Origin of the sequence: Streptomyces sp. NPDC014676, assembly GCF_043084105.1 — a bacterium.
GTDB lineage: Bacteria > Actinomycetota > Actinomycetes > Streptomycetales > Streptomycetaceae > Streptomyces.
Map to the genome: position 1 here is coordinate 43,716 of NZ_JBIBZI010000007.1, position 19,734 is coordinate 63,449.

The following is a 19,734-nucleotide window of genomic DNA, read 5'->3' on the forward strand; positions in this document are numbered from 1 at the left end:
GGCTATCCGTACCGGTCGAAGAGCTTTCAGTGCAACGGGGGCCGCAGGGGTGCTCCGGTGCCGGGAGGCCGAACGCGCGGGCCCGCAGGCCGAGCACGGCCGGGCTCCCGGCACCGGCCGGAACACCCCGGAGGCGGAACCGGATCAACGCGACGGGAAATGGCGCTCCAGGCCCCGCCACACGCCGTCGTAGCCCTGCTGGAGGTGGTCCGCCCGTGCCGCCTGGGGGGTCAGGGACACCGGCCAGCGGGTCTCGAACATGAAGGCCAGACCGTCGTCGATCTTCTGCGGGCGCAGCTCCGCGGCGCTCGCCCGGTCGAACGTCTCCCGGTCCGGGCCGTGCGCCGACATCATGTTGTGCAGCGAGCCCCCGCCCGGCACGAAGCCCTCCGCCTTCGCGTCGTACGCGCCCTCGATCAGACCCATGTACTCGCTCATCACGTTCCGGTGGAAGTACGGCGGCCGGAAGGTGTCCTCACCCACCAGCCAGCGGGGCGCGAAGACCACGAAGTCCACCCCGGCCAGCCCCGGGGTGTCGCTCGGGGACGTCAGCACCGTGAAGATCGACGGGTCCGGGTGGTCGTACGAGATGGTGCCCATCACATTGAAGCGGCGCAGATCGTAGGCGTAGGGCACGTGGTTGCCGTGCCAGGCGACGACATCCAGCGGGGAGTGGTCGTACGTGGCCGACCACAGGTTGCCGCAGAACTTGTTCACCACCTCCACCGGCCCCTCGACGTCCTCGTACGCGGCGACGGGCGCCCGGAAGTCCCGGGCGTTGGCCAGCCCGTTGGCGCCGATCGGGCCGAGGTCGGGGAGCCGGAACGGTGCCCCGTAGTTCTCGCACACATAACCGCGGGCAGAGTCCTCGAGGAGGTCCACACGGAACCGCACCCCACGAGGAATCAACGCGATGTGTCCCGGCTCCACATGCAGCAGGCCGAACTCCGTGCGCAGCAGCAGCCCGCCGCGCTCGGGGACGATCAGCAGCTCACCGTCGGCGTCGCCGAAGACCCGGTCCATCGAGGCATTGGCGTGGTACAGGTGCACGGCCATGCCGCTGCGCTGGGTGACGTCCCCGTTGCCGCCCAGGGTCCACAGACCGGCCAGGAAGTCCGTCCCCTCGGCGGGCTCCGGCAGCGGGTTCCAGCGCAGCCGGTTGGGGTCGGGCACGGTCTGGGTGAAGGGCGCGGTGCGCAGCGACCCGTTGCCCGTGCGGGTGAACGCCGGATGGGCGGCCGACGGGCGGATCCGGTACAGCCAGGAGCGGCGGTTCTCCGCGCGGGGCTCGGTGAACGCCGTACCGCTCAGCTGCTCCGCGTACAGCCCGAGCGGTGCGCGCTGCGGCGCGTTGCGGCCCTCGGGCAGGGCGCCCGGGACCGCCTCGGAGCTGTGCTCGTTGCCGAAACCGGAGAGGTGTTCCAGCCCCTCGGCGATCTTGCGCGCTCCCTCGCGCTCGAACGTGCTCGCGCGGGTGGTACCCCCATCGCTCATGCCCGGTGCTCCCTTGCGGTCGAATTCCTATGGAACACCGTAGGATTGCGATTTCCGCGGCGCAAGGGGAAGACGCGATCTCCGTTCCTCCTCCTCTCGGCGGAGGACACGGAACCCGACTTCAGGGGGATCCGCGAGGTCGTACCCGTGTTCTACGCTCCCCGGCATGTCGTGGACGCGGAGCCTGATCACCGCGCTCGCGGTCTGTGTCGCACTCCTGGCCGGATCCGTGGGCTGCGGTCCGAGTGATGCCCGGGGCGAGGACGGGAAGCCGTCCTCGCCGGCCGGCGAACTCCTGGACGAGCGGGACGGGGAGGGCCGCCCCTACCGCGAGGTGGACGCGGGGGACGCGCCCGCCGTCGGCGTCGAGGTCACCCCCGACACCGACGGCGGCTGGGACGTACGGCTGACCGTGCGCAACTTCCGCTTCTCCCCGGCCGGCACCCGCGGGCGCGCGGTCGCCGGCCGCGGACTGGCGCACCTGGAACTGAACGGCCGCCGCGTCGCCCTGCTGCGCACCCCCGAGTACCACCTCCCCGGCGACTCCGTCCCGCGCGGCACGCACCACGTCACCGCCCGCCTGTACGCCGACGACGGCTCGGTGTGGGCCGTGGACGGCGAACCCGTGGAGAGCACGGCCGACATCACCGTGTCGGACCAGGAACCGGGCGCCGCGCCGGCAGGAACGGCACCCCCGGAGCCGGCGCGCGGAGCGGACGGGCGGGGCCGTGGCGGAGGGCGAGGTTCCCCGGGCGGGGACGAGCGGGCATGATGAGGCCCGTGCCCCACGCGACATCGCTCCGCCGAGCGCCGGTGCAGCGGCGCAGCGCCGAACGGCTGGCCAGGATCCTCGACGCCTGTGCCGCGCTCCTCGACGAGGCCGGCTACGACGACCTGAGCACCCGCGCGGTCGCGGAGCGCGCCGGCGTGCCCATCGGCTCCGTCTACCGCTTCTTCGGCAACAAGCGCCAGATGGCCGACGCGCTGGCCCAGCGCAACCTGGAGCGCTTCACGGAACGGGTCACCGAACGCATCGGGGTCACCGGTGACCGGGGCTGGCGGCACGCCATGGACGTCGTGCTCGACGAGTACCTCGACATGAAGCGCACCGCTCCCGGCTTCTCCCTGGTCGACTTCGGCAACCAGATACCCGTCGGCACGCGCCGCGCCGAACCCAACCACCGCGTCGCCGACCGCCTCGCCGACCTGCTCTCCGGCCACCTCGGCCACGCGGTCGACGACGACCTGCGCCGCGCCGTCCTCGTCGCCGTCGAGACCGCCGACGCCCTCGTCCACCTGGCGTTCCGGATGGCGCCCGAGGGGGACGAGAAGGTCATCGGCGAACTGCGCGAGATGCTGCGGGCGTATCTGGCCCGGACGCTGGACTGAACCCGGCCCCGAGCGCCTCCCCGGACCGACCCCTCCCCTCCATGCCTACCGGTCGGTATGCTCGGCCCGTCCGCGCGCCACCGCAGCCGCCGCACCCGGGAGGACCCGTGTCCCGCACCGCCCTTCGTATCTGCCCCCTGTGCGAGGCCACCTGCGGCCTGACGCTCACCATCGACGACGGCCGCGTCACCGGCGCCCGCGGCGACCGCGACGACGTGTTCAGCAAGGGCTTCATCTGCCCCAAGGGCGCCGCCTTCGGGGCCGTCGACTCCGACCCCGACCGGCTGCGCGCCCCGCTCGTCCGCGTCGACGGGGAGCTGCGCGAGGCCACCTGGGCGGAGGCGTTCGACGCCGTGGCCGCCGGGATACGGCCCGTCGTCGAACGGTACGGACCGCACGCCGTCGGCATCGTCCTGGGCAACCCCAACGTCCACACCATGGCCGGCGCCCTCTACCCGCCCGTGCTCATCGCCGGGCTCGGCACCCGCAGCCTGTTCACCGCCTCCACGGTCGACCAGATGCCCAAGCACGTCTCCAGCGGACTGCTCTTCGGCGACGCCAACGCCATCCCCGTACCCGACCTCGACCGCACCGACCACCTGCTGCTCATCGGCGCCAATCCCCTGGAGTCCAACGGCAGTCTGTGCACGGCGCCGGACTTCCCCGGCCGGCTCAAGGCGCTCAAGGCCCGCGGCGGCACCCTCACCGTCGTCGACCCGCGCCGCACCCGCACCGCCCGCCTCGCCGACCGGCACCTCGCCGTACGCCCCGGCACCGACGCGCTGCTGCTCGCGGCGCTGGCGCACACCCTGTTCGACGAGGGCCTGGCCGACCCGGGGGAACTGGCGCCACACCTGACGGGGCTTGACGACCTCGCCGCGGCGCTGCACGACTTCACCCCCGAAGCCGTGGCCCCCGCCTGCGACGTCGACGCCGCCACCCTGCGCACCCTCGCCCGGGAACTCGCCGCCGCCCCCACCGCCGCCGTCTACGCCCGCATCGGGAGCTGCACCGTCCCGCACGGCACCCTCGCCAGCTGGCTCGTCGACGTCCTCAACATCCTCACCGGCAACCTCGACCGGCCCGGTGGCGCCCTCTTCCCGCAGGCCGCCACCGACAAGACCCCGCGCCCCGCGGGACCCGGCCGCGGCTTCGCCCTCGGGCGCTGGCACTCCCGGGTGAGCCGGCACCCCGAGGCCAAGGGCGAACTGCCGCTCTCCGCCCTCGCCGAGGAGATCGACACCCCCACCGACGACGGCGAGCCGATCCGCGCCCTCGTCGCCGTCGCCGCCAACCCGGTCCTCTCCGCCCCGGACGGCGACCGGCTCGACAAGGCGCTCGGTTCACTCGACTTCATGGTCAGCGTCGACCCGTACCTCAACGAGACCTCACGCCATGCCGACGTCGTCCTGCCGCCGCCCCCGCCCGCGCAGAGCCCGCACCACGACTTCGCCTTCAACACCCTCGCCGTGCGCAACCAGGTCCGCTACACCCGCCCCGCCGTCCCCCTGGAGCCCGGCCGGATGGCCGAGACCGAGATCCTGGCCCGGCTGATCCTCGCCGCGACCGGCATGCACGGCGCCGACCCCGGCGCCGTCGACGCCATGGTGATCGGCCAGACCCTCGCCAAGGCGGTCCGGGAGCCTCACTCCCCGGTCCACGGCCGCGACCCGGAGGAGCTCGCCGCCCTGCTCACCGGCGAGGACGGCCCCGAACGGCGCCTCGACATGATGCTGCGCCTCGGCCCGTACGGCGACGGCTTCGGCGCCGACCCCGACGGGCTCACCCTGGAGAAACTCCTCGCCCACCCGCACGGCATCGACCTCGGCCCCCTGCGCCCGCGGCTGCCCCGGCCGCTGAAGACCCGCAGCGGCACGGTGGAGCTGCTCCCGGAACCGATCGCCGCCGACCTCCCCCGGCTGCGCGCCGCCCTCGGTGAACGCCCCGCCGGACTCGTCCTGGTCGGCCGCCGCCACCTGCGCTCCAACAACAGCTGGATGCACAACGTGCCCGCCCTCACCGGCGGCTCCAACCGCTGCACCCTGCACCTCCACCCGGAGGACGCCGCACGCCTCGGCGTACGGGACGGACAGCCGGTGCGGATCAAGGGCGCCGGGGGAGAGGTGACCGCACCCGCCGAGGTCACCGACGCCGTACGCCCGGGGGTGGTGAGCCTGCCGCACGGCTGGGGACACGACCGGCCCGGCACCCGCACGCGGCACGCCGCCGCAGACCCCGGCGCCAACGTCAACCAGCTCCTCGACGGCAGCCTCCTCGACCCGCTGTCGGGCAACGCCGTCCTCAACGGCGTCCCCGTCGAGGTGGCCCCGCTGGGCGCCGCCGTGACCGAAACGTTCCATGCCCTGACCTGAGCAAAGCTGTGACCTGGGGTTTTGCGCTTATTGCTCGCAGGTCAACATCTTGTTAACGCCGCTTTACGGAACCTAACGTCGACGCACCGCCGGCCCTGGTGGGAGTTCAAGGGCGAACGTTAGGTGTCCACTCATGCTGACCATCCTCGGCTTCGTCATGATCGCGACCTTCCTGGTCCTGATCATGCTGAAGAAGATGTCGCCGATCGCGGCGCTCGTGCTGATCCCCGCGCTGTTCTGCGTGTTCGTCGGCAAGGGCGCCCACCTCGGTGACTACGTCATCGACGGCGTGTCCAGCCTCGCGCCCACCGCGGCGATGCTCATGTTCGCGATCGTCTACTTCGGCGTGATGATCGACGTCGGACTCTTCGACCCGATCGTCCGCGGCATCCTCCGGTTCTGCAGGGCGGACCCGATGCGGATCGTCGTCGGCACCGCGCTGCTCGCCGCGATCGTGTCCCTGGACGGCGACGGCTCCACCACCTTCATGATCACTGTCTCGGCGATGTACCCGCTGTACAAGCGCCTGAAGATGAGCCTGGTCGTGATGACCGGTGTCGCCGCCATGGCCAACGGCGTGATGAACACCCTCCCCTGGGGCGGCCCCACGGCCCGCGCGGCGACCGCGCTCAAGCTCGACGCCGGCGACATCTTCGTCCCGATGATCCCCGCCCTGCTGGTCGGCCTGCTGGGCGTCGTCGTCCTCGCCTACGTGCTCGGTCTGCGCGAGCGCAGGCGGCTGGGCGTGCTGACGCTGGACGAGGCGCTGGTGAAGGAGAAGGCCGAGGAGACGGAGACGGTCCTCGTCGGCGCGGGCGGCGGCACCGGTACCGCTTCGGGGAAGCACACCACCGCGACCGGTGGTACCGACGCCGACGCGGAGGACGACGACGACTTCCAGGGCCTCGACCCGAACCGCCCCACCCTGCGCCCCAGGCTGTACTGGTTCAACGCGCTGCTCACGGTCGCCCTGCTCACCTCCATGATCATGGAGCTGCTGCCGATCCCGGTGCTGTTCCTGCTCGGCGCCGCCCTCGCGCTCTCCGTCAACTTCCCGCACATCCCCGACCAGAAGGCCCGGCTCGCGGCCCACGCCGACAACGTCCTCAACGTCTCCGGCATGGTCTTCGCCGCCGCCGTCTTCACCGGCGTCCTCCAGGGCACCGGCATGGTCGACCACATGGCCGAGTGGATGGTGGACGTCATCCCCGAGGGCATGGGCCCGCACATGGCCCTCGTCACCGGCCTGCTGAGCCTTCCGCTCACCTACTTCATGTCCAACGACGGCTTCTACTTCGGTGTCCTGCCCGTCCTCGCCGAAGCCGGTGCCGCGCACGGCGTCTCCCCGCTGGAGATGGCCCGCGCCTCCCTCGTCGGCCAGCCGCTGCACATGTCCAGCCCGCTCGTCCCCGCGGTGTACGTCCTGGTCGGCATGGCCAGGGTCGAGTTCGGCGACCACACCCGGTTCGTGGTGAAGTGGGCGGCCCTGATCTGCCTGCTGATCCTCGCGGCCGGAATCCTGTTCGGCATCATCTGAGCCGGACACCCGGACCACTGCCAGGAAGGACCCGATCATGGCGCCCGGTGGGAACCGCGGCTGGCTGCTCCGCCTCGTCATCGCCTTCGGCTTCGCGCAGGGGGCGGTGTCGATGGCCCGGCCCGCCGTCTCCTACCGGGCGCTCGCGCTGGGCGCGGACGAGCGGGCGGTCGGTGTGATCGCGGGCGTGTACGCGCTGCTGCCGCTGTTCGCCGCCGTACCGCTCGGCCGGCGCACCGACCACGGCCGCTGCGCGCCCCTGCTCCCGGCCGGCGTGGTGCTCATCTCCGGCGGCTGCGCGCTGAGCGGCCTCGCCGGATCGCTGGGGACGATGGCCCTGTGGAGCGGGGTGATGGGCCTCGGCCACCTCTGCTTCGTCATCGGCGCGCAGTCGCTCGTCGCCCGCCAGTCCGCGCCGCACGAACAGGACCGCAACTTCGGCCACTTCACCATCGGCGCCTCGCTCGGCCAGTTGGTCGGTCCCGTCGCGGCGGGCGCGCTGATCGGCGCGGACATGGCCCGGACCAGCGCGCTCGCCCTGCTGGTGGCGGGAGCGGGCGGCGCCGTCGCGCTCACCTCGCTGTGGCGCATAGAGCGCCCCGGAGACCTGGGATCCCGTACGGGGCAGGGCGCACGGGTGCCGGTACGGGGCATCCTGCGCGCCCGTGGCGTACCCGCGGGCATCCTCATCAGCGTGGCCGTGCTGTCCGCGACCGACATCCTCACCGCCTACCTCCCGGTGGTCGGCGAGCACCGGGGCATCGACCCGGCCGTCATCGGCCTGCTGCTCAGCCTCCGTGCGGCGGCCACGATCGCCTGCCGGCTGGTCCTCACCCCGCTGCTGCGCCTGCTCGGCCGCACGGTGCTGCTGACGGTGACCTGTCTGCTGGCGGGGCTGCTGTGCGCGGGGGTGGCGCTGCCGGTACCGGTCTGGACGCTGGCGATGATCCTGGCCGTCCTCGGCTTCTGTCTGGGCGTCGGGCAGCCGCTGTCCATGACCACGGTCGTCCAGGCCGCCCCCGCCGAGGCCCGTTCCACCGCCCTCGCCCTGCGCCTGACCGGCAACCGCCTGGGGCAGGTCGCCGCGCCCGCGGCGGCGGGACTGATCGCGGGGGTCGCGGGGGTGGCGGCGCCGTTCGTGATGCTGGGCGCGCTGCTGTTCCTGTCCTCGGGGGTCGCCCTGCGCAGTCCGGCCCGGCCGGGGGAGGACCCGGCGTCCACCCGGAAGGACACCGGGGCCCGCCCCCGGCGCCGTACGGCTCGCTAGCCGGTGCCCGGCGGGCGCGTCCGCACTGGCAGGATGGCGCGATCGCACATGCCGCCCATCAAGAGGCGGACTTGTGCACACATGTGCCGCGCGCACACAGAGGGGGGACCACATGTTTCTGCTCGTCCTGTCCGGTGTCCTCGTTGTCGTCGTCGGAGGATGCGTCTGCGTCGTCCGGGCGGCCCGGGGCGGTCCGCGCTGGGTCCGCGGAGTGGCGAAGGCGACCCTGGCGGCGGGTGAACTGCTCCGGTCGAGCCGTTCGAGCGGCCGCTCGGGAAGCGGCGACGACGGGAGCGGCGGAGACGACTGACGCGGAACGCCGGTCACCCCGGAGGACCAGGACGTCCGCTGAATTCGGACGTCCGCTTTCTCACCTGCTGGACCGGAGCGCCCCGATCCCGCTCGGCATCTTCCCCCGGCCGCTACTTTCCGTTAGCTTCCGTGACCCACACGCCCCGTGCGACCCGTGCGGGGCGTTCCGAACGCGGAGCGCCAGCGCCCAGATCCGCCCCCGGGGGCACCCTCATGACACGCGCCATCTCCCTGCACGACGTGAGCAAGGCATACACGCGAGACGTCCGCGTGGTGGACCGGCTGTCGCTGGACATCGCGCCCGGTGAGTTCCTCGTCCTGCTCGGCCCCTCCGGCTGCGGCAAGTCCACCGTGCTCCGGATGATCGCAGGACTGGAGGACATCGACGAGGGCCGGCTGTTCCTCGACGGCGAGTACGGCAACGAACTGCCGCCCTCCGGCCGGGACATGGCGATGGTGTTCCAGAACTTCGCCCTGTACCCGAGCATGACCGGCCGCGACAACATCGGCTTTCCGCTCCGCATCGAGTCCCCCGGCGCCGACCCGGCCCCGCGCGTGGACGCCACCGCCCGCATGCTCGGCATCGAGGACCTCCTCGACCGCTTCCCCGCCCAGCTCTCCGGCGGTGAACGCCAGCGCGTCGCCATGGGCCGGGCCATCGCCCGCCACCCCTCCGCCTTCCTGATGGACGAGCCGCTGTCCAACCTCGACGCCAAGCTCCGCAACCGGCTGCGCGCCGAGATCCACCGGCTCACCCGGGAACTGGGCGTCACCACCGTCTACGTCACCCACGACCAGTCCGAGGCCATGTCGCTCGGCGACCGCGTCGCCGTACTGCGCGGCGGCGTCCTCCAGCAGGTCGGCACCCCGCGCACCGTGTACGCGCTGCCGAGCAACGTCTTCGTCGCCGCGTTCATCGGCACCCCGCGCATCAATCTGCTGCGCGGCCTGGTGCGCGCCCCGCTCGACGGGGCGATGACCATCAGCCTCGGCAAACAGTTCCTGCGGCTGCCCGAACCGCTCTCCCTGGACCACCAGTTGCTGCGGGTGCAGCAGGGCCGCGAGGTCATCGTGGGCCTGCGCTCGGAGGCCGTACGGATCGCCAAGCCGTCCGCCGCGCGGACCGGCGAGGTGGCGCTCACCGGCCTGGTGGAGCACCTGGAGTTCCAGGGCCACGAGGTCCTCGTGCACTTCGACACCGGCTCCCGCCCCGCCGTCGTCCCCGACCTGGAGGCCCCGCACCCGCGGCCCGAGCGCCCGGCCCGGCGCCGCCGCCGCGAGGGCACGGTCCTGCACCGGCTGCGGGAACGGGCCGGGGCGCTGCGCGCCGGCCCCGTGGCGACGCTGGACCGCTCCGGACGGCCGGACCCGGTCCCCGCCTCCGCCGAGCCCCGCGTCCCCGGCGACCTCATCGTCCGCACCACCCCCGACATCCGCCTCCGGCACGGCATGCAGGTACCGCTCCTGGTCGACCTCGCCCATCTCTTCGTCTTCGACCAGCAGGGCGAGCGGATCTGCCCGAACCCGGCACGGCTGCCCGACCTGGAGGAGTGACACGGTCGTAAGGAGACCCCTGGCGCGGGAAAACTAACATCGCTAGTTTAGGAGCTCGCACGAACTGAGCGGTCGGACACCGACGCCCCGCCCCGGAGGAAGCGCGATGAAGGCATACGACGGCATGTACATCGACGGCGCCTGGCGCCCCGCCGCCGGCCCGGACGTGATCGAGGTGGTGAACCCGGCCGACGAACAGGTGATCGCCACCGTCCCCGCGGGCACCGTGGAGGACGTCGACGCCGCCGTGCGCGCCGCCCGCGCCGCCCTCCCCGCCTGGGCCGCCACCCCGCCCGCCGAGCGCGCCGCCCGGCTGGCCGCGCTGCGGGACGTGCTCGTGGCCCGGCAGGACGAGATCGCCGGGACGGTGACCGCCGAACTCGGCTCGCCCCTCAAGCTCTCGCAGGCGGTCCACGCGGGCGTGCCGATCGCCGTGGCCGGCTCGTACGCCGAGCTGGCGGCGACGTACGCCTTCGAGGAGAAGGCGGGCAACTCGACGGTCCTCCACGAGCCCGTCGGCGTGGTCGGCGCGATCACCCCCTGGAACTACCCGCTCCACCAGATCGTCGCCAAGACCGCCCCCGCCCTCGCGGCCGGCTGCACCATCGTGGTCAAGCCCGCCGAGGACACCCCGCTGGTCGCCCGGCTGTTCGCCGAGGCCGTGCACGAGGCCGGGATCCCGGCCGGTGTGTTCAACCTCGTCACCGGTCTCGGTCCGGTGGCCGGGCAGGCCCTCGCCGAACACCCGGGCGTCGACCTGGTCTCCTTCACCGGCTCCACCGCCGTAGGCCGCCGCATCGGCGCGATCGCCTCGGGCATGGTGAAGAAGGTCGCCCTGGAACTCGGCGGCAAGTCCGCCAACGTCATCCTGCCCAGCGCCGACCTGGCCCGCGCGGTCAACGTCGGCGTCGCCAACGTCATGTCCAACTCCGGCCAGACGTGCAGTGCCTGGACCCGCATGCTGGTCCACCACGACCGGTACGACGAGGCCGTGGAGCTCGCCGCCGCTGCCGCCGCCAAGTACGGCGACCGCATCGGCCCGCTCGTCAACGCCAAACAGCAGGAACGCGTACGCGGGTACATCGCCAAGGGCGTCGCCGAGGGCGCCCGGCTGGTCGCGGGCGGCCCCGACTCCCCGCACGAGAAGGGCTACCACGTCAGCCCCACGGTCTTCGCCGACGTCACCACGGAGATGACCATCGCCCAGGAGGAGATCTTCGGCCCCGTCCTGTCGATCCTGCGCTACACGGACGAGGACGACGCCCTGCGCATCGCCAACGGCACCGTCTACGGCCTGGCCGGCGCGGTCTGGGCCGGTGACGAGGCGGAGGCGGTGGCCTTCGCCCGCCGCATGGAGACCGGCCAGGTCGACATCAACGGAGGCCGCTTCAACCCGCTGGCCCCCTTCGGCGGTTACAAGCAGTCCGGTGTGGGCCGCGAACTCGGCGCCCACGGCCTGACCGAGTACCTCCAGACCAAGTCCCTCCAGTTCTAGGGGAGTCGAATCCGCCATGGCCGTACGTGCCGCCGTTCTGCCCGCCGTCGGTGCTCCGCTGGAGATCACCGGGATCGACCTGCCCGACCCCGGCCCCGGCCGGGTCCGCGTCCGGCTCGCCGCCGCCGGGGTCTGCCACTCCGACCTGTCCCTGTCCGACGGCACCATGCGCCTGCCCGTCCCGGCCGTCCTCGGCCACGAGGGCGCCGGCACGGTCGTCGCCGTCGGCGAGGGCGTCACCCAGGTCGCGCCCGGTGACGGCGTGGTCCTCAACTGGGCACCCTCCTGCGGTACCTGCCCCGCCTGCGCGCGCGGCGAGGTCTGGCTGTGCGCGGGCGCCCTGGCCGGCGCCGCGGAGGTGCACGCCCGCCGCGCCGACGACGGCACCGACCTGTATCCGGGGCTGAACGTGGCCGCGTTCGCCGAGGAGACGGTGGTGCCCCTCTCCTGCGTGCTGCCCGCCCCGGACGGCGTCCCGCTCACCGACGCCGCCCTGCTGGGCTGCGCGGTGCTCACCGGCTACGGCGCCGTCCACCACTCCGCGCGGGTGCGCCCGGGGGAGACCGTCGCGGTGTTCGGCGTCGGGGGAGTGGGCCTCGCCGCCCTCCAGTCGGCCCGGATCGCGGGCGCGTCCACGATCGTCGCGGTCGACGTCTCCCCGGAGAAGGAGGAGCTCGCGCGGTCCGCGGGCGCCACCGACTACCTCGTCGCCTCCGACACCACCCCCCGGCAGATCCGCGCCCTCACCGGCAAGGAGGGCGTGGACGTGGCCGTCGAGTGCGTCGGCCGCGCGACCACCATCCGCACCGCCTGGGAATCCACCCGGCGCGGCGGACGCACCACCGTCGTCGGCATCGGCGGCAAGGACCAGCAGGTCACCTTCAACGCCCTGGAGATCTTCCACTGGGGCCGCACCCTCTCCGGCTGCGTCTACGGCAACTCCGACCCGGCCCGCGACCTCCCGGTCCTCGCCGACCACATCAGGGCCGGCCGCCTCGACCTCGGCACCCTGGTCACCGGACACATCGCCCTGGACGACATCCCGGCCGCCTTCGACACCATGCTGGCCGGCAAGGGCGGACGGGCGCTGGTGGTGTTCTAGGGGGTGTCTGACACATGCCCGCGGCGTCGCGGCGTCCGGCACGCACTCCCCCGGAGGGGGGACCCCCAGCCGCGTTGCCGGAACGCCCACGTGGCTCCTCCCCCACTCCCGGCTTCGCTCGAGCGGGGGGACCCCCATCGAGGACGCTCCAGCGCCTTGCGATCGCACGCACCGGACGCCGCTCCTTCTCCCGCGCTCATTTGTCAGACACCCCCTAGCGCGGCTCGCGGGCGGCCTCCTCCCGGGCGACCGGGACCGCGGCCGCCCGCGCCGCCGTCCTCGACCTGGACCGGGACACCGCCACACCCGCGAGGCACAGCGCGCCGCCCACCAGGGTGAGCGGACCCGGCACCTCGCCGAGCGCCAGCCACGACATCAGCACGACCAGCGCGGGCACCGCGTACGTGGTCGCGCCCATCCGGCTCGCGGTCGTACGGGCCAGGGCGTAGGCCCAGGTGGTGAAGGCGAGGGCGGTCGGGAAGACGCCCAGGTAGACCATGTTGAGCGTGGCGGTGACCGGAGCCTCGGCGGCCTCCCGTACGAGCTGCCCGGCGAACGGCAGACAGGCCACCGCCCCCACCAGACACCCGTACGTCGTCACCTGCAGCGGGCTCGCCGCGCCCAGCGCCGGCTTCTGCGCGACCACCCCGGCCGCGTACGCCACGGCCGCCAGCAGGCACAGCACCACGCCGAGCACCGAGGACCCGCCCCCGCCGGACATCGACAGCCCCACGGTCACCGCGCCGGCGAACGACACGGCCATCCCCGCCAGCAGCCTCGGCGGCATCGAGTCCCCGAGCAGCCGGGCGCCGAGCAGGGCGATGAGGACCGGCCCGATGTTCACCACCAGCGCGGCCGTACCGGCGTCGACCTGCTGCTCGCCCCAGTTGAGGGCCACCATGTAGAACCCGAACCAGAGCAGTCCCGATATCAGGATCCCCCGCCAGGCCGCCCGGGGCGGGAGCCCTTCCCGTCGCAGCAGACAGAACACGCCCAGCGTCAGCGCCCCGGCCAGCAGCCGGCCGAGCGCGAGCGCCCCCGGTGAGTACGCGGCTCCCGCACTGCGGATGGACACGAAGGCGGAGGCCCACAGCACGACGGTGACACCGGCGGCGCAGGCCGCGAGCATCCGGTCGGAACGGGGGGTGGGGGCGTGCATCATGCTCCCGAGGCTAGGAGGAGGTCAGGGTGGGACGCTCGCGGGTTTCGGACGGGGGCCTACTGGTCAGCGGAGGGCTTCCGCGTCGATCCCCAGCAGTTCGGACAGCGCGCGTTCGCCCGCCTCCGTCACCTTCACCGCCCGCTCGGAGCCGATGCGCACGCACCACCCCGTCTCCAGGGCGTGCCGGCACAGGGCGGCGCCCGCCACTCCGGCGAGGTGGGGGCGGCGTTCGGTCCAGTCGAGGCAGGCGCGGGCCAGCGGGCGCCGGCCACGGCGGCCGAGGCCGATGCCCGCCGCACCGAACCAGCGAAGTCCCGCGTCGGTGAGCGCGAACCCGGTCTCCTGGACCAGCAGTCCCCGCGCGGTGAAGGCGTCCGTGACGGCGATGCCGAGCCGCCCGGCGAGATGGTCGTAGCAGGTGCGTCCGCGGGCCATGGCCGACCCGGCGCCCGCCTGCCGCAGCGTGCGCGGGCGTTCGGCGGCGTCCGGAGTCACCTGCGCGGCCAGGTCCTCCACCAGGTGCGCGACCCGCGCGTCGGCCAGCCGTACGTACCGGTGCCGCCCCTGCCGTTCCTCGGCCAGCAGCCCGCCCGCGACCAGCTTGCCCAGGTGCTCGCTCAGCGTGGACGCGGCGACCCCGGCGTGCCGGGCCAGCTCGCCCGCGGTCCAGGCCCGCCCGTCCAGCAGCGCCAGCAGACACGCGGCCCGCGTCTCGTCGGCGGCCAGCGCGGCGAGCCGCGCGAGACCGGCCGCCCGGGGGTCCTTGGTGGTCATGTCCCCCAGCATGCGGCACGGACACTTCGGCCCTCACCGAAGCGTCCGGTCCCCCGAAGGAGGACGGGACCGTGCCGACCGTGCGCCTACCGCCGCGTGGCCACGACAGCGCCCCGAAGGGGCGCGGGACCGTGCCTTCGTGCGGCTACCGCCGCGTGGGCGCGACCGGCCACGACGGCGCCGCGGATGATCGACGGCACATCACCGCACCCCCAGCGGAGCGCTCAGGCGCCGGCCCGCACCTGCTCGTACTGCAGCGCCAGCCCGTCCAGCAGCGCCCTCAGCCCGGCCTCGAAGGCCCGCTCGTCGATCTTCTCCTGCTGCTCGGCGAGGAGATGGGCCTGCCCGAGGTGCGGGTAGTCGGCGGGGTCGTAGGCGCTGGCGTCGTCCACGAAGCCGCCGGCGAACGAGCCGAGCGCGGAGCCCATGATGAAGTACCGCATCAGCGCGCCGATGGAGGTGGCCTGCGCGGGCGGCCAGCCGGCCTCGACCATCGCGCCGTAGACCGCGTCGGCCAGCCGCAGCGCCGCCGGACGGCGGCCCGGACCGCGGGCCAGGACCGGCACGATGTTCGGGTGGTCGCGCAGCGCGGCCCGGTAGGAGACCGCCCAGTCGTGCAGCGCGGTCCGCCACTCCCGGCCGTCCTCGAACATCGACAGGTCGACCAGCGCGCTCACCGAGTCGGCGACCGCCTCCAGGATCTCGTCCTTGGTACGGAAGTGGTTGTAGAGCGAGGGCCCGCTCACCCCCAGTTCCGCGGCGAGCCGGCGCGTGGAGACGGCCGCGAGGCCCTCCGCGTCCACCAGCGCACGGGCCGTGCCGACGATCCGGTCGGTGCTCAGCAAGGGCTTGCGCGGTCGGGCCATGGCGCACATAGTAGGGCTGCGCCTTGAAACTAGCAGTGCTAATTTAAATGTGCACGTTTCACATGGATCTCACGTGGGGTGACTCGGTATGAACCTGGAGCTCAGCGAGGAGCAGGAGGCCGTCCGCCGGCTCGCCCGGGACTTCGTGGAGCGCGAGGTCGTGCCCCACGCCACCGCCTGGGACCGCGCCGAGGAGGTCGACCGCGGCATCGTGAAGAAGCTCGGCGAGGTCGGCTTCCTGGGGCTGACGATCGACGAGGAGTACGGCGGCAGCGGCGGCGACCATCTCGCGTACTGCCTGGTCACCGAGGAGCTGGGCCGCGGCGACTCCTCCGTGCGCGGCATCGTCTCCGTCTCCCTCGGCCTGGTCGCCAAGACGATCGCCGCCTGGGGGAACGAGGAGCAGAAGCGCGCCTGGCTGCCGGGGCTCACCTCCGGGGAGTACGTCGGCTGCTTCGGCCTCACCGAGCCCGGCACGGGGTCGGACGCCGGGAACCTCGCCACGCGGGCGGTCCGCGACGGCGACGACTACGTCGTCAACGGCACCAAGATGTTCATCACCAACGGCACCTGGGCCGACGTCGTCCTGCTCTTCGCCCGCTCCACCGACGCCCCCGGCCACAAGGGCGTCTCCGCCTTCCTCGTCCCCACCGACACCCCCGGCCTGACCCGCCGCGCCGTCCACGGCAAGCTGGGCCTGCGCGGCCAGGCCACCGCCGAACTGGTCCTTCAGGACGTGCGCGTGCCCGCCTCCGCGATGCTGGCCCCCGAGGGCAAGGGCTTCTCGGTCGCCATGTCCGCCCTCGCCAAGGGCCGCATGTCGGTCGCGGCCGGCTGCGTCGGCATAGCGCAGGCCGCCCTGGACGCGGCCGTGCGCTACGCGGGGGAGCGGGAGCAGTTCGGCAAGCCCATCGCCCGTCACCAGCTCGTCCAGGAACTGATCAGCGACATCGCCGTGGACGTCGACGCGGCCCGGCTGCTCACCTGGCGGGTCGCCGACCTGATCGACCGGGGGAAGCCCTTCGCCGTCGAGTCCTCCAAGGCCAAGCTCTTCGCCTCGGAGGCCGCCGTCCGCGCCGCCAACAACGCCCTGCAGGTCTTCGGCGGCTACGGCTACATCGACGAGTACCCGGCCGGAAAGCTCCTGCGCGACGCCCGTGTGATGACCCTCTACGAGGGCACCAGCCAGATCCAGAAGCTGGTCATCGGCCGTGCCCTGACCGGGGTTTCGGCGTTCTGAGTACGTGCCTGAGTAGCTGAGCGGATGTGGCCGCGGCCACATCCGCCGATCCTTTTCCCCATGAGCGACACACCGGTCAAGCAGCAGAGCACGGCCGCCTTCTACGGCCAGGCCGTCGCGTCCTTCGGAGTGGCCATGGGCGCCACCGCGGTCGGCATCTTCAACCTCGAGGCCGACGCCTGGGTCCGCGCCTTCCTGGGCATCGCGGTCCTGTACCTCGTCACCTCCGCCTTCACCCTGGCCAAGGTCATCCGCGACCGCCAGGAGGCCGGGCAGATCGTCAACCGGGTCGACCAGGCCCGCCTGGAGAGGATGCTCTCCGAGTACGACCCGCTGCAGAAGCTGTGACGACGGGCGCGCTAAGCGAGCGCTCACCCTTGCCGGTATGGTGTTGTCCCTGCCAGCGAATGAGGTGAGCGATGAGTACGGCGGAGGAGCCGGCCGGTGCCGAGGCGCAACCGTGGGGTGAGGTCACGCCCGACGCGGCCCGGCGATTGCTGCTCGCCGCAGTGGAGGCGTTCGCGGAGCGCGGCTACCACGCCACGACGACCCGCGACATCGCGGGCCGCGCCGGGATGAGCCCGGCCGCGCTCTACATCCACTACAAGACCAAGGAAGAGCTGCTCCACCGCATCAGCAGGATCGGCCACCAGAAGGCCGTCGAGATCCTGCGCACGGCGGCCCGCGCCGAGGGCGGCCCCGGCGAGCGGCTCGCCGAAGCGGTCAGCTCCTTCGTCCGCTGGCACGCGGGCGGCCGGACCACCGCCAGGGTCGTGCAGTACGAACTCGACTCGCTCGGCCCCGACGCCCGCGCCGAGATCCTCGGACTGCGCCGGCAGGTCGACGCCGAGGTGCGCGGGATCATCGAGGAGGGTGTGCGCTCCGGCGAGTTCGACGTCATCGACGTACAAGGGACCACGCTCGCCGTGCTCTCCCTGTGCATCGACGTGGCCCGCTGGTTCAACGTCGACGGTCCCCGCACCCCCGAGGAGGTCGGCGCGCTCTACGCCGACCTCGTGCTCAGGATGGTCGGGGCCCGGGGGGCCGGCCCCGCTCAGAGGTAGTAGCGGGCCACCGACTCGGCGACGCACACCGGCTTGTCGCCTCCCTCGCGCTCCACGGTGAACGCCGTGGCCACCTGGACGCCGCCCGGCACCTCGTCGACGGCGGTGATCGTCGCGGTCGCGCGCACCCGCGAGCCGACCGGGACCGGGGCGGGGAAGCGCACCTTGTTGGTGCCGTAGTTGACGCCCATCTTCACGCCCTCGACGGAGATCAGCTGCGGGCCGAACAGCGGCAGCAGCGACAGCGTCAGATAGCCGTGCGCGATGGTCGTCCCGAACGGTCCCGCCGCGGCCTTCTCCGGGTCGACGTGGATCCACTGGTGGTCCCCGGTGGCCTCGGCGAACAGGTCGATCCGCTTCTGGTCGACCTCCAGCCAGTCGGTGTACCCCAACTGCTCGCCCACCGCCGCCTTCAGGTCGTCGACGGACGTGAAGATCCTCGGCTCTGCCATGTCCCGGCCTCTCGCGTCACGGAGTCGCAGCGCATCGGTGTGCGCATGCCTAAGCAACTGCTTAGCATGGTGTGCCGGACGTTCCCTGTCAACGACGGCCGGCCGCCGGACGGGTGGGTAGGGTTCGGGGAGTGCCCCAGATACCCGAGAAGATCCACGAGCTCACGGTCGGCCAGCTCTCCGCCCGCAGCGGCGCCGCCGTCTCGGCCCTGCGCTTCTACGAGGCCAAGGGCCTGATCGGCAGTCGCCGCACCTCGGGCAATCAGCGCCGCTACAGCCGTGACACCCTGCGCCGGGTCGCCTTCATCCGTGCCGCCCAGCGCGTCGGCATCCCGCTCGCCACGATCCGCGAGGCGCTCGCCGAGCTGCCCGAGGGGCGCACGCCCACCCGGGACGACTGGGCGCACCTCTCCGAGGCGTGGCGCTCGGAGCTGGACGAACGCATCAGGCAGCTCAACCGCCTGCGCGACCACCTCACGGACTGCATCGGCTGCGGCTGCCTCTCACTGGAGAGCTGCGTCCTGTCCAACCCGAACGACATCTCGGGCGACCACCTGACAGGCTCCCGCCTGCTCCCCGAAAACCCCCCACACCCCCGACCCGGCACCCCCTGACTCGCGCCGCCCCCGCCCATCCGCGGGCAATCGTGCCGCAGGGCGGCACGGGTGGGCGATGGGGGTACCTCCCGCTCGAGCGAAGTCGAGAGTGGGGGAGGCACCCCGCCAGCGCCGGGCTGCGCGACGTCCCTCCCGGCCGGCGCCCACCCCGCTGCGCTTGGCCGGGTGACCCCCACCGCCCTGGGGGCGCCTCCCAGGCCTTCAAGGCACCGGGGGAGGCGCGACTGCCGCAGCTGCGGTGCGTTGCCGGGTGCCCCTGGGGCACATCCGCCCGCAGCCGCGGCGCGTCGCCGTCCCTCAGGCCGACACCAGCAGCCTCGCCCGACGGGCGTCCGCCAGGGCCGCCGGGGTGAGCACGGGGCGCGGCACCAGGATCCCGCAGTCCGTGCAGACCGGTCCCGTCGACGGCTCGTGATCCAGGTCGAAGCGCCACATGAGCCGTTCCCCCCGGCACACGGGGCAGACCGTACCCGGCTCGCGCTCCAGCGCGGCTATCAGCCGCCGCAGCACCTCGGCCAGCGGCTCGCGCGGATGCACCCGCGGATCGTCGCACCAGGCCACACCGAAACCGCCCCAGGTCAGCCGGTGCCAGTCGTCCACACTGCCCGGCCTGCGCAGCCCGTCGTGCTTCTCCTTCCTGCGGCGGTCGGCGAACTCCACCTCATAGGCCAGCCAGACCGCCCGGGCCTCCTCCAGCTCGTCCAGTGCGGCCACGAGCCGCGCCGGGTCGACGGAGCGGTCCTCGGGATCGAACCCGGCCCGCGCGCACAGATGGTCCCAGGTCGCCCGGTGCCCGTAGGGAGCGAACCGCTCAAGGCACTTGCGCAGCGAATAGCGCCGCAGCGCCAGATCGCACCGGGGATCTCGGACCTGTCTCGCCAGACTCCGGAAACCGGCCATCGTCCTGCACCTCCGTCACACCTGCACCTGTAATCCGGTCACTTCGGCGTCGTCGAACGGACGTCGCCGAATAGACGTATCGACACGCGAATCGGCTCCATCCTTTTTTCGATGGCCCCCATCAGCCGGCCGCGGGG

The 19,734-nt window shown here is 73.0% G+C and carries 19 protein-coding genes; 13 read left to right on the forward strand and 6 right to left on the reverse strand.

The features are described from left to right. Positions 1-144 precede the first annotated feature (144 nt). Positions 145-1,494 carry a homogentisate 1,2-dioxygenase gene (gene hmgA / locus ACF1DX_RS20750; RefSeq protein WP_391792626.1) on the reverse strand — a complete coding sequence of 450 codons (1,350 nt, stop codon included), beginning with the start codon at positions 1,492-1,494 and terminating at the stop codon, positions 145-147. A 166-nt stretch (positions 1,495-1,660) separates the two neighbouring features. Here hmgA and ACF1DX_RS20755 point away from each other — a divergent pair, with 166 nt between their 5' ends. The 9 genes from ACF1DX_RS20755 to ACF1DX_RS20795 all read left to right on the forward strand — a co-directional run bounded on the left by ACF1DX_RS20755 (position 1,661) and on the right by ACF1DX_RS20795 (position 12,522). Further along, entirely contained in the window at positions 1,661-2,266 is a 606-nt protein-coding gene (locus ACF1DX_RS20755) for a hypothetical protein (protein WP_391792627.1), read from the forward strand. Further along, positions 2,266-2,883 (forward strand): TetR family transcriptional regulator, encoded by a 618-nt coding sequence (locus tag ACF1DX_RS20760; protein WP_391792903.1) that lies wholly within the window; start codon positions 2,266-2,268, stop codon positions 2,881-2,883. The genes ACF1DX_RS20755 and ACF1DX_RS20760 overlap by 1 nt, the downstream gene beginning before the upstream one ends. 107 nt (positions 2,884-2,990) lie before the next feature. Continuing rightward, a complete protein-coding gene (locus ACF1DX_RS20765; RefSeq protein WP_391792628.1) occupies positions 2,991-5,255 on the forward strand; it encodes a molybdopterin oxidoreductase family protein in 2,265 nt (754 codons plus the stop codon). Positions 5,256-5,388: 133 nt separating this feature from the next. Continuing rightward, positions 5,389-6,792 (forward strand): CitMHS family transporter, encoded by a 1,404-nt coding sequence (locus ACF1DX_RS20770; protein ID WP_391792629.1) that lies wholly within the window; start codon positions 5,389-5,391, stop codon positions 6,790-6,792. A 37-nt stretch (positions 6,793-6,829) separates the two neighbouring features. After that, positions 6,830-8,059: an MFS transporter gene (locus ACF1DX_RS20775; protein WP_391792630.1), complete on the forward strand. Its 1,230-nt coding sequence runs from the start codon at positions 6,830-6,832 to the stop codon at positions 8,057-8,059. A gap of 112 nt (positions 8,060-8,171) precedes the next feature. Continuing rightward, entirely contained in the window at positions 8,172-8,369 is a 198-nt protein-coding gene (locus ACF1DX_RS20780; RefSeq protein ID WP_391792631.1) for a hypothetical protein, read from the forward strand. Positions 8,370-8,584: 215 nt separating this feature from the next. Beyond that, on the forward strand, positions 8,585-9,925 hold the full coding sequence (locus ACF1DX_RS20785) for an ABC transporter ATP-binding protein (RefSeq protein WP_391792632.1): 1,341 nt from the start codon (positions 8,585-8,587) through the stop codon (positions 9,923-9,925). Positions 9,926-10,031: 106 nt separating this feature from the next. Further along, a complete protein-coding gene (locus tag ACF1DX_RS20790) occupies positions 10,032-11,420 on the forward strand; it encodes an aldehyde dehydrogenase family protein (RefSeq protein ID WP_391792633.1) in 1,389 nt (462 codons plus the stop codon). Positions 11,421-11,436: 16 nt separating this feature from the next. After that, positions 11,437-12,522: a Zn-dependent alcohol dehydrogenase gene (locus tag ACF1DX_RS20795; RefSeq protein ID WP_391792634.1), complete on the forward strand. Its 1,086-nt coding sequence runs from the start codon at positions 11,437-11,439 to the stop codon at positions 12,520-12,522. A 214-nt stretch (positions 12,523-12,736) separates the two neighbouring features. Here the strand turns inward: ACF1DX_RS20795 and ACF1DX_RS20800 are convergent, their stop codons facing one another. The 3 genes from ACF1DX_RS20800 to ACF1DX_RS20810 form a co-directional block, all read right to left on the reverse strand. Next, positions 12,737-13,684 carry a DMT family transporter gene (locus tag ACF1DX_RS20800; protein WP_391792635.1) on the reverse strand — a complete coding sequence of 316 codons (948 nt, stop codon included), beginning with the start codon at positions 13,682-13,684 and terminating at the stop codon, positions 12,737-12,739. A 63-nt stretch (positions 13,685-13,747) separates the two neighbouring features. Beyond that, positions 13,748-14,458, reverse strand: coding sequence for an ArsR/SmtB family transcription factor (locus ACF1DX_RS20805; RefSeq protein WP_391792636.1), 711 nt, complete (start codon positions 14,456-14,458; stop codon positions 13,748-13,750). Between the two features lie 224 nt (positions 14,459-14,682). Continuing rightward, entirely contained in the window at positions 14,683-15,324 is a 642-nt protein-coding gene (locus tag ACF1DX_RS20810) for a TetR/AcrR family transcriptional regulator (protein ID WP_030867137.1), read from the reverse strand. A gap of 88 nt (positions 15,325-15,412) precedes the next feature. Here ACF1DX_RS20810 and ACF1DX_RS20815 point away from each other — a divergent pair, with 88 nt between their 5' ends. The 3 genes from ACF1DX_RS20815 (at position 15,413) to ACF1DX_RS20825 (ending at position 17,628) form a co-directional block, all read left to right on the forward strand. Next, on the forward strand, positions 15,413-16,564 hold the full coding sequence (locus ACF1DX_RS20815; RefSeq protein ID WP_391792637.1) for an acyl-CoA dehydrogenase family protein: 1,152 nt from the start codon (positions 15,413-15,415) through the stop codon (positions 16,562-16,564). 60 nt (positions 16,565-16,624) lie between these two features. Continuing rightward, positions 16,625-16,912 carry a YiaA/YiaB family inner membrane protein gene (locus tag ACF1DX_RS20820; protein WP_391792638.1) on the forward strand — a complete coding sequence of 96 codons (288 nt, stop codon included), beginning with the start codon at positions 16,625-16,627 and terminating at the stop codon, positions 16,910-16,912. Between the two features lie 71 nt (positions 16,913-16,983). Continuing rightward, on the forward strand, positions 16,984-17,628 hold the full coding sequence (locus ACF1DX_RS20825; protein ID WP_344560463.1) for a TetR/AcrR family transcriptional regulator: 645 nt from the start codon (positions 16,984-16,986) through the stop codon (positions 17,626-17,628). Here the strand turns inward: ACF1DX_RS20825 and ACF1DX_RS20830 are convergent. Continuing rightward, positions 17,619-18,080 carry a MaoC family dehydratase gene (locus tag ACF1DX_RS20830; RefSeq protein WP_030867150.1) on the reverse strand — a complete coding sequence of 154 codons (462 nt, stop codon included), beginning with the start codon at positions 18,078-18,080 and terminating at the stop codon, positions 17,619-17,621. The two genes, ACF1DX_RS20825 and ACF1DX_RS20830, sit on opposite strands and share 10 nt — an antisense overlap. 131 nt (positions 18,081-18,211) lie before the next feature. Between ACF1DX_RS20830 and soxR the strand changes: the two genes are divergently transcribed. Next, positions 18,212-18,694 carry a redox-sensitive transcriptional activator SoxR gene (soxR, locus tag ACF1DX_RS20835; RefSeq protein ID WP_391792639.1) on the forward strand — a complete coding sequence of 161 codons (483 nt, stop codon included), beginning with the start codon at positions 18,212-18,214 and terminating at the stop codon, positions 18,692-18,694. 300 nt (positions 18,695-18,994) lie between these two features. Here the strand turns inward: soxR and ACF1DX_RS20840 are convergent, their stop codons facing one another. Beyond that, entirely contained in the window at positions 18,995-19,597 is a 603-nt protein-coding gene (locus ACF1DX_RS20840) for a hypothetical protein (RefSeq protein ID WP_030867158.1), read from the reverse strand. Positions 19,598-19,734 lie beyond the last annotated feature (137 nt).

Bases quoted from the DNA above. Each gene is read 5' to 3' on its own strand.
- hmgA (WP_391792626.1), bottom strand. From the start codon at position 1,494: ATGAGCGATGGGGGTACCACCCGCGCGAGCACGTTCGAGCGCGAGGGA.
- ACF1DX_RS20755 (WP_391792627.1), top strand. From the start codon at position 1,661: ATGTCGTGGACGCGGAGCCTGATCACCGCGCTCGCGGTCTGTGTCGCA.
- ACF1DX_RS20760 (WP_391792903.1), top strand. From the start codon at position 2,266: ATGAGGCCCGTGCCCCACGCGACATCGCTCCGCCGAGCGCCGGTGCAG.
- ACF1DX_RS20770 (WP_391792629.1), top strand. From the start codon at position 5,389: ATGCTGACCATCCTCGGCTTCGTCATGATCGCGACCTTCCTGGTCCTG.
- ACF1DX_RS20775 (WP_391792630.1), top strand. From the start codon at position 6,830: ATGGCGCCCGGTGGGAACCGCGGCTGGCTGCTCCGCCTCGTCATCGCC.
- ACF1DX_RS20780 (WP_391792631.1), top strand. From the start codon at position 8,172: ATGTTTCTGCTCGTCCTGTCCGGTGTCCTCGTTGTCGTCGTCGGAGGA.
- ACF1DX_RS20785 (WP_391792632.1), top strand. From the start codon at position 8,585: ATGACACGCGCCATCTCCCTGCACGACGTGAGCAAGGCATACACGCGA.
- ACF1DX_RS20790 (WP_391792633.1), top strand. From the start codon at position 10,032: ATGAAGGCATACGACGGCATGTACATCGACGGCGCCTGGCGCCCCGCC.
- ACF1DX_RS20795 (WP_391792634.1), top strand. From the start codon at position 11,437: ATGGCCGTACGTGCCGCCGTTCTGCCCGCCGTCGGTGCTCCGCTGGAG.
- ACF1DX_RS20800 (WP_391792635.1), bottom strand. From the start codon at position 13,684: ATGATGCACGCCCCCACCCCCCGTTCCGACCGGATGCTCGCGGCCTGC.
- ACF1DX_RS20805 (WP_391792636.1), bottom strand. From the start codon at position 14,458: ATGACCACCAAGGACCCCCGGGCGGCCGGTCTCGCGCGGCTCGCCGCG.
- ACF1DX_RS20810 (WP_030867137.1), bottom strand. From the start codon at position 15,324: ATGGCCCGACCGCGCAAGCCCTTGCTGAGCACCGACCGGATCGTCGGC.
- ACF1DX_RS20815 (WP_391792637.1), top strand. From the start codon at position 15,413: ATGAACCTGGAGCTCAGCGAGGAGCAGGAGGCCGTCCGCCGGCTCGCC.
- ACF1DX_RS20820 (WP_391792638.1), top strand. From the start codon at position 16,625: ATGAGCGACACACCGGTCAAGCAGCAGAGCACGGCCGCCTTCTACGGC.
- ACF1DX_RS20825 (WP_344560463.1), top strand. From the start codon at position 16,984: ATGAGTACGGCGGAGGAGCCGGCCGGTGCCGAGGCGCAACCGTGGGGT.
- ACF1DX_RS20830 (WP_030867150.1), bottom strand. From the start codon at position 18,080: ATGGCAGAGCCGAGGATCTTCACGTCCGTCGACGACCTGAAGGCGGCG.
- ACF1DX_RS20840 (WP_030867158.1), bottom strand. From the start codon at position 19,597: ATGGCCGGTTTCCGGAGTCTGGCGAGACAGGTCCGAGATCCCCGGTGC.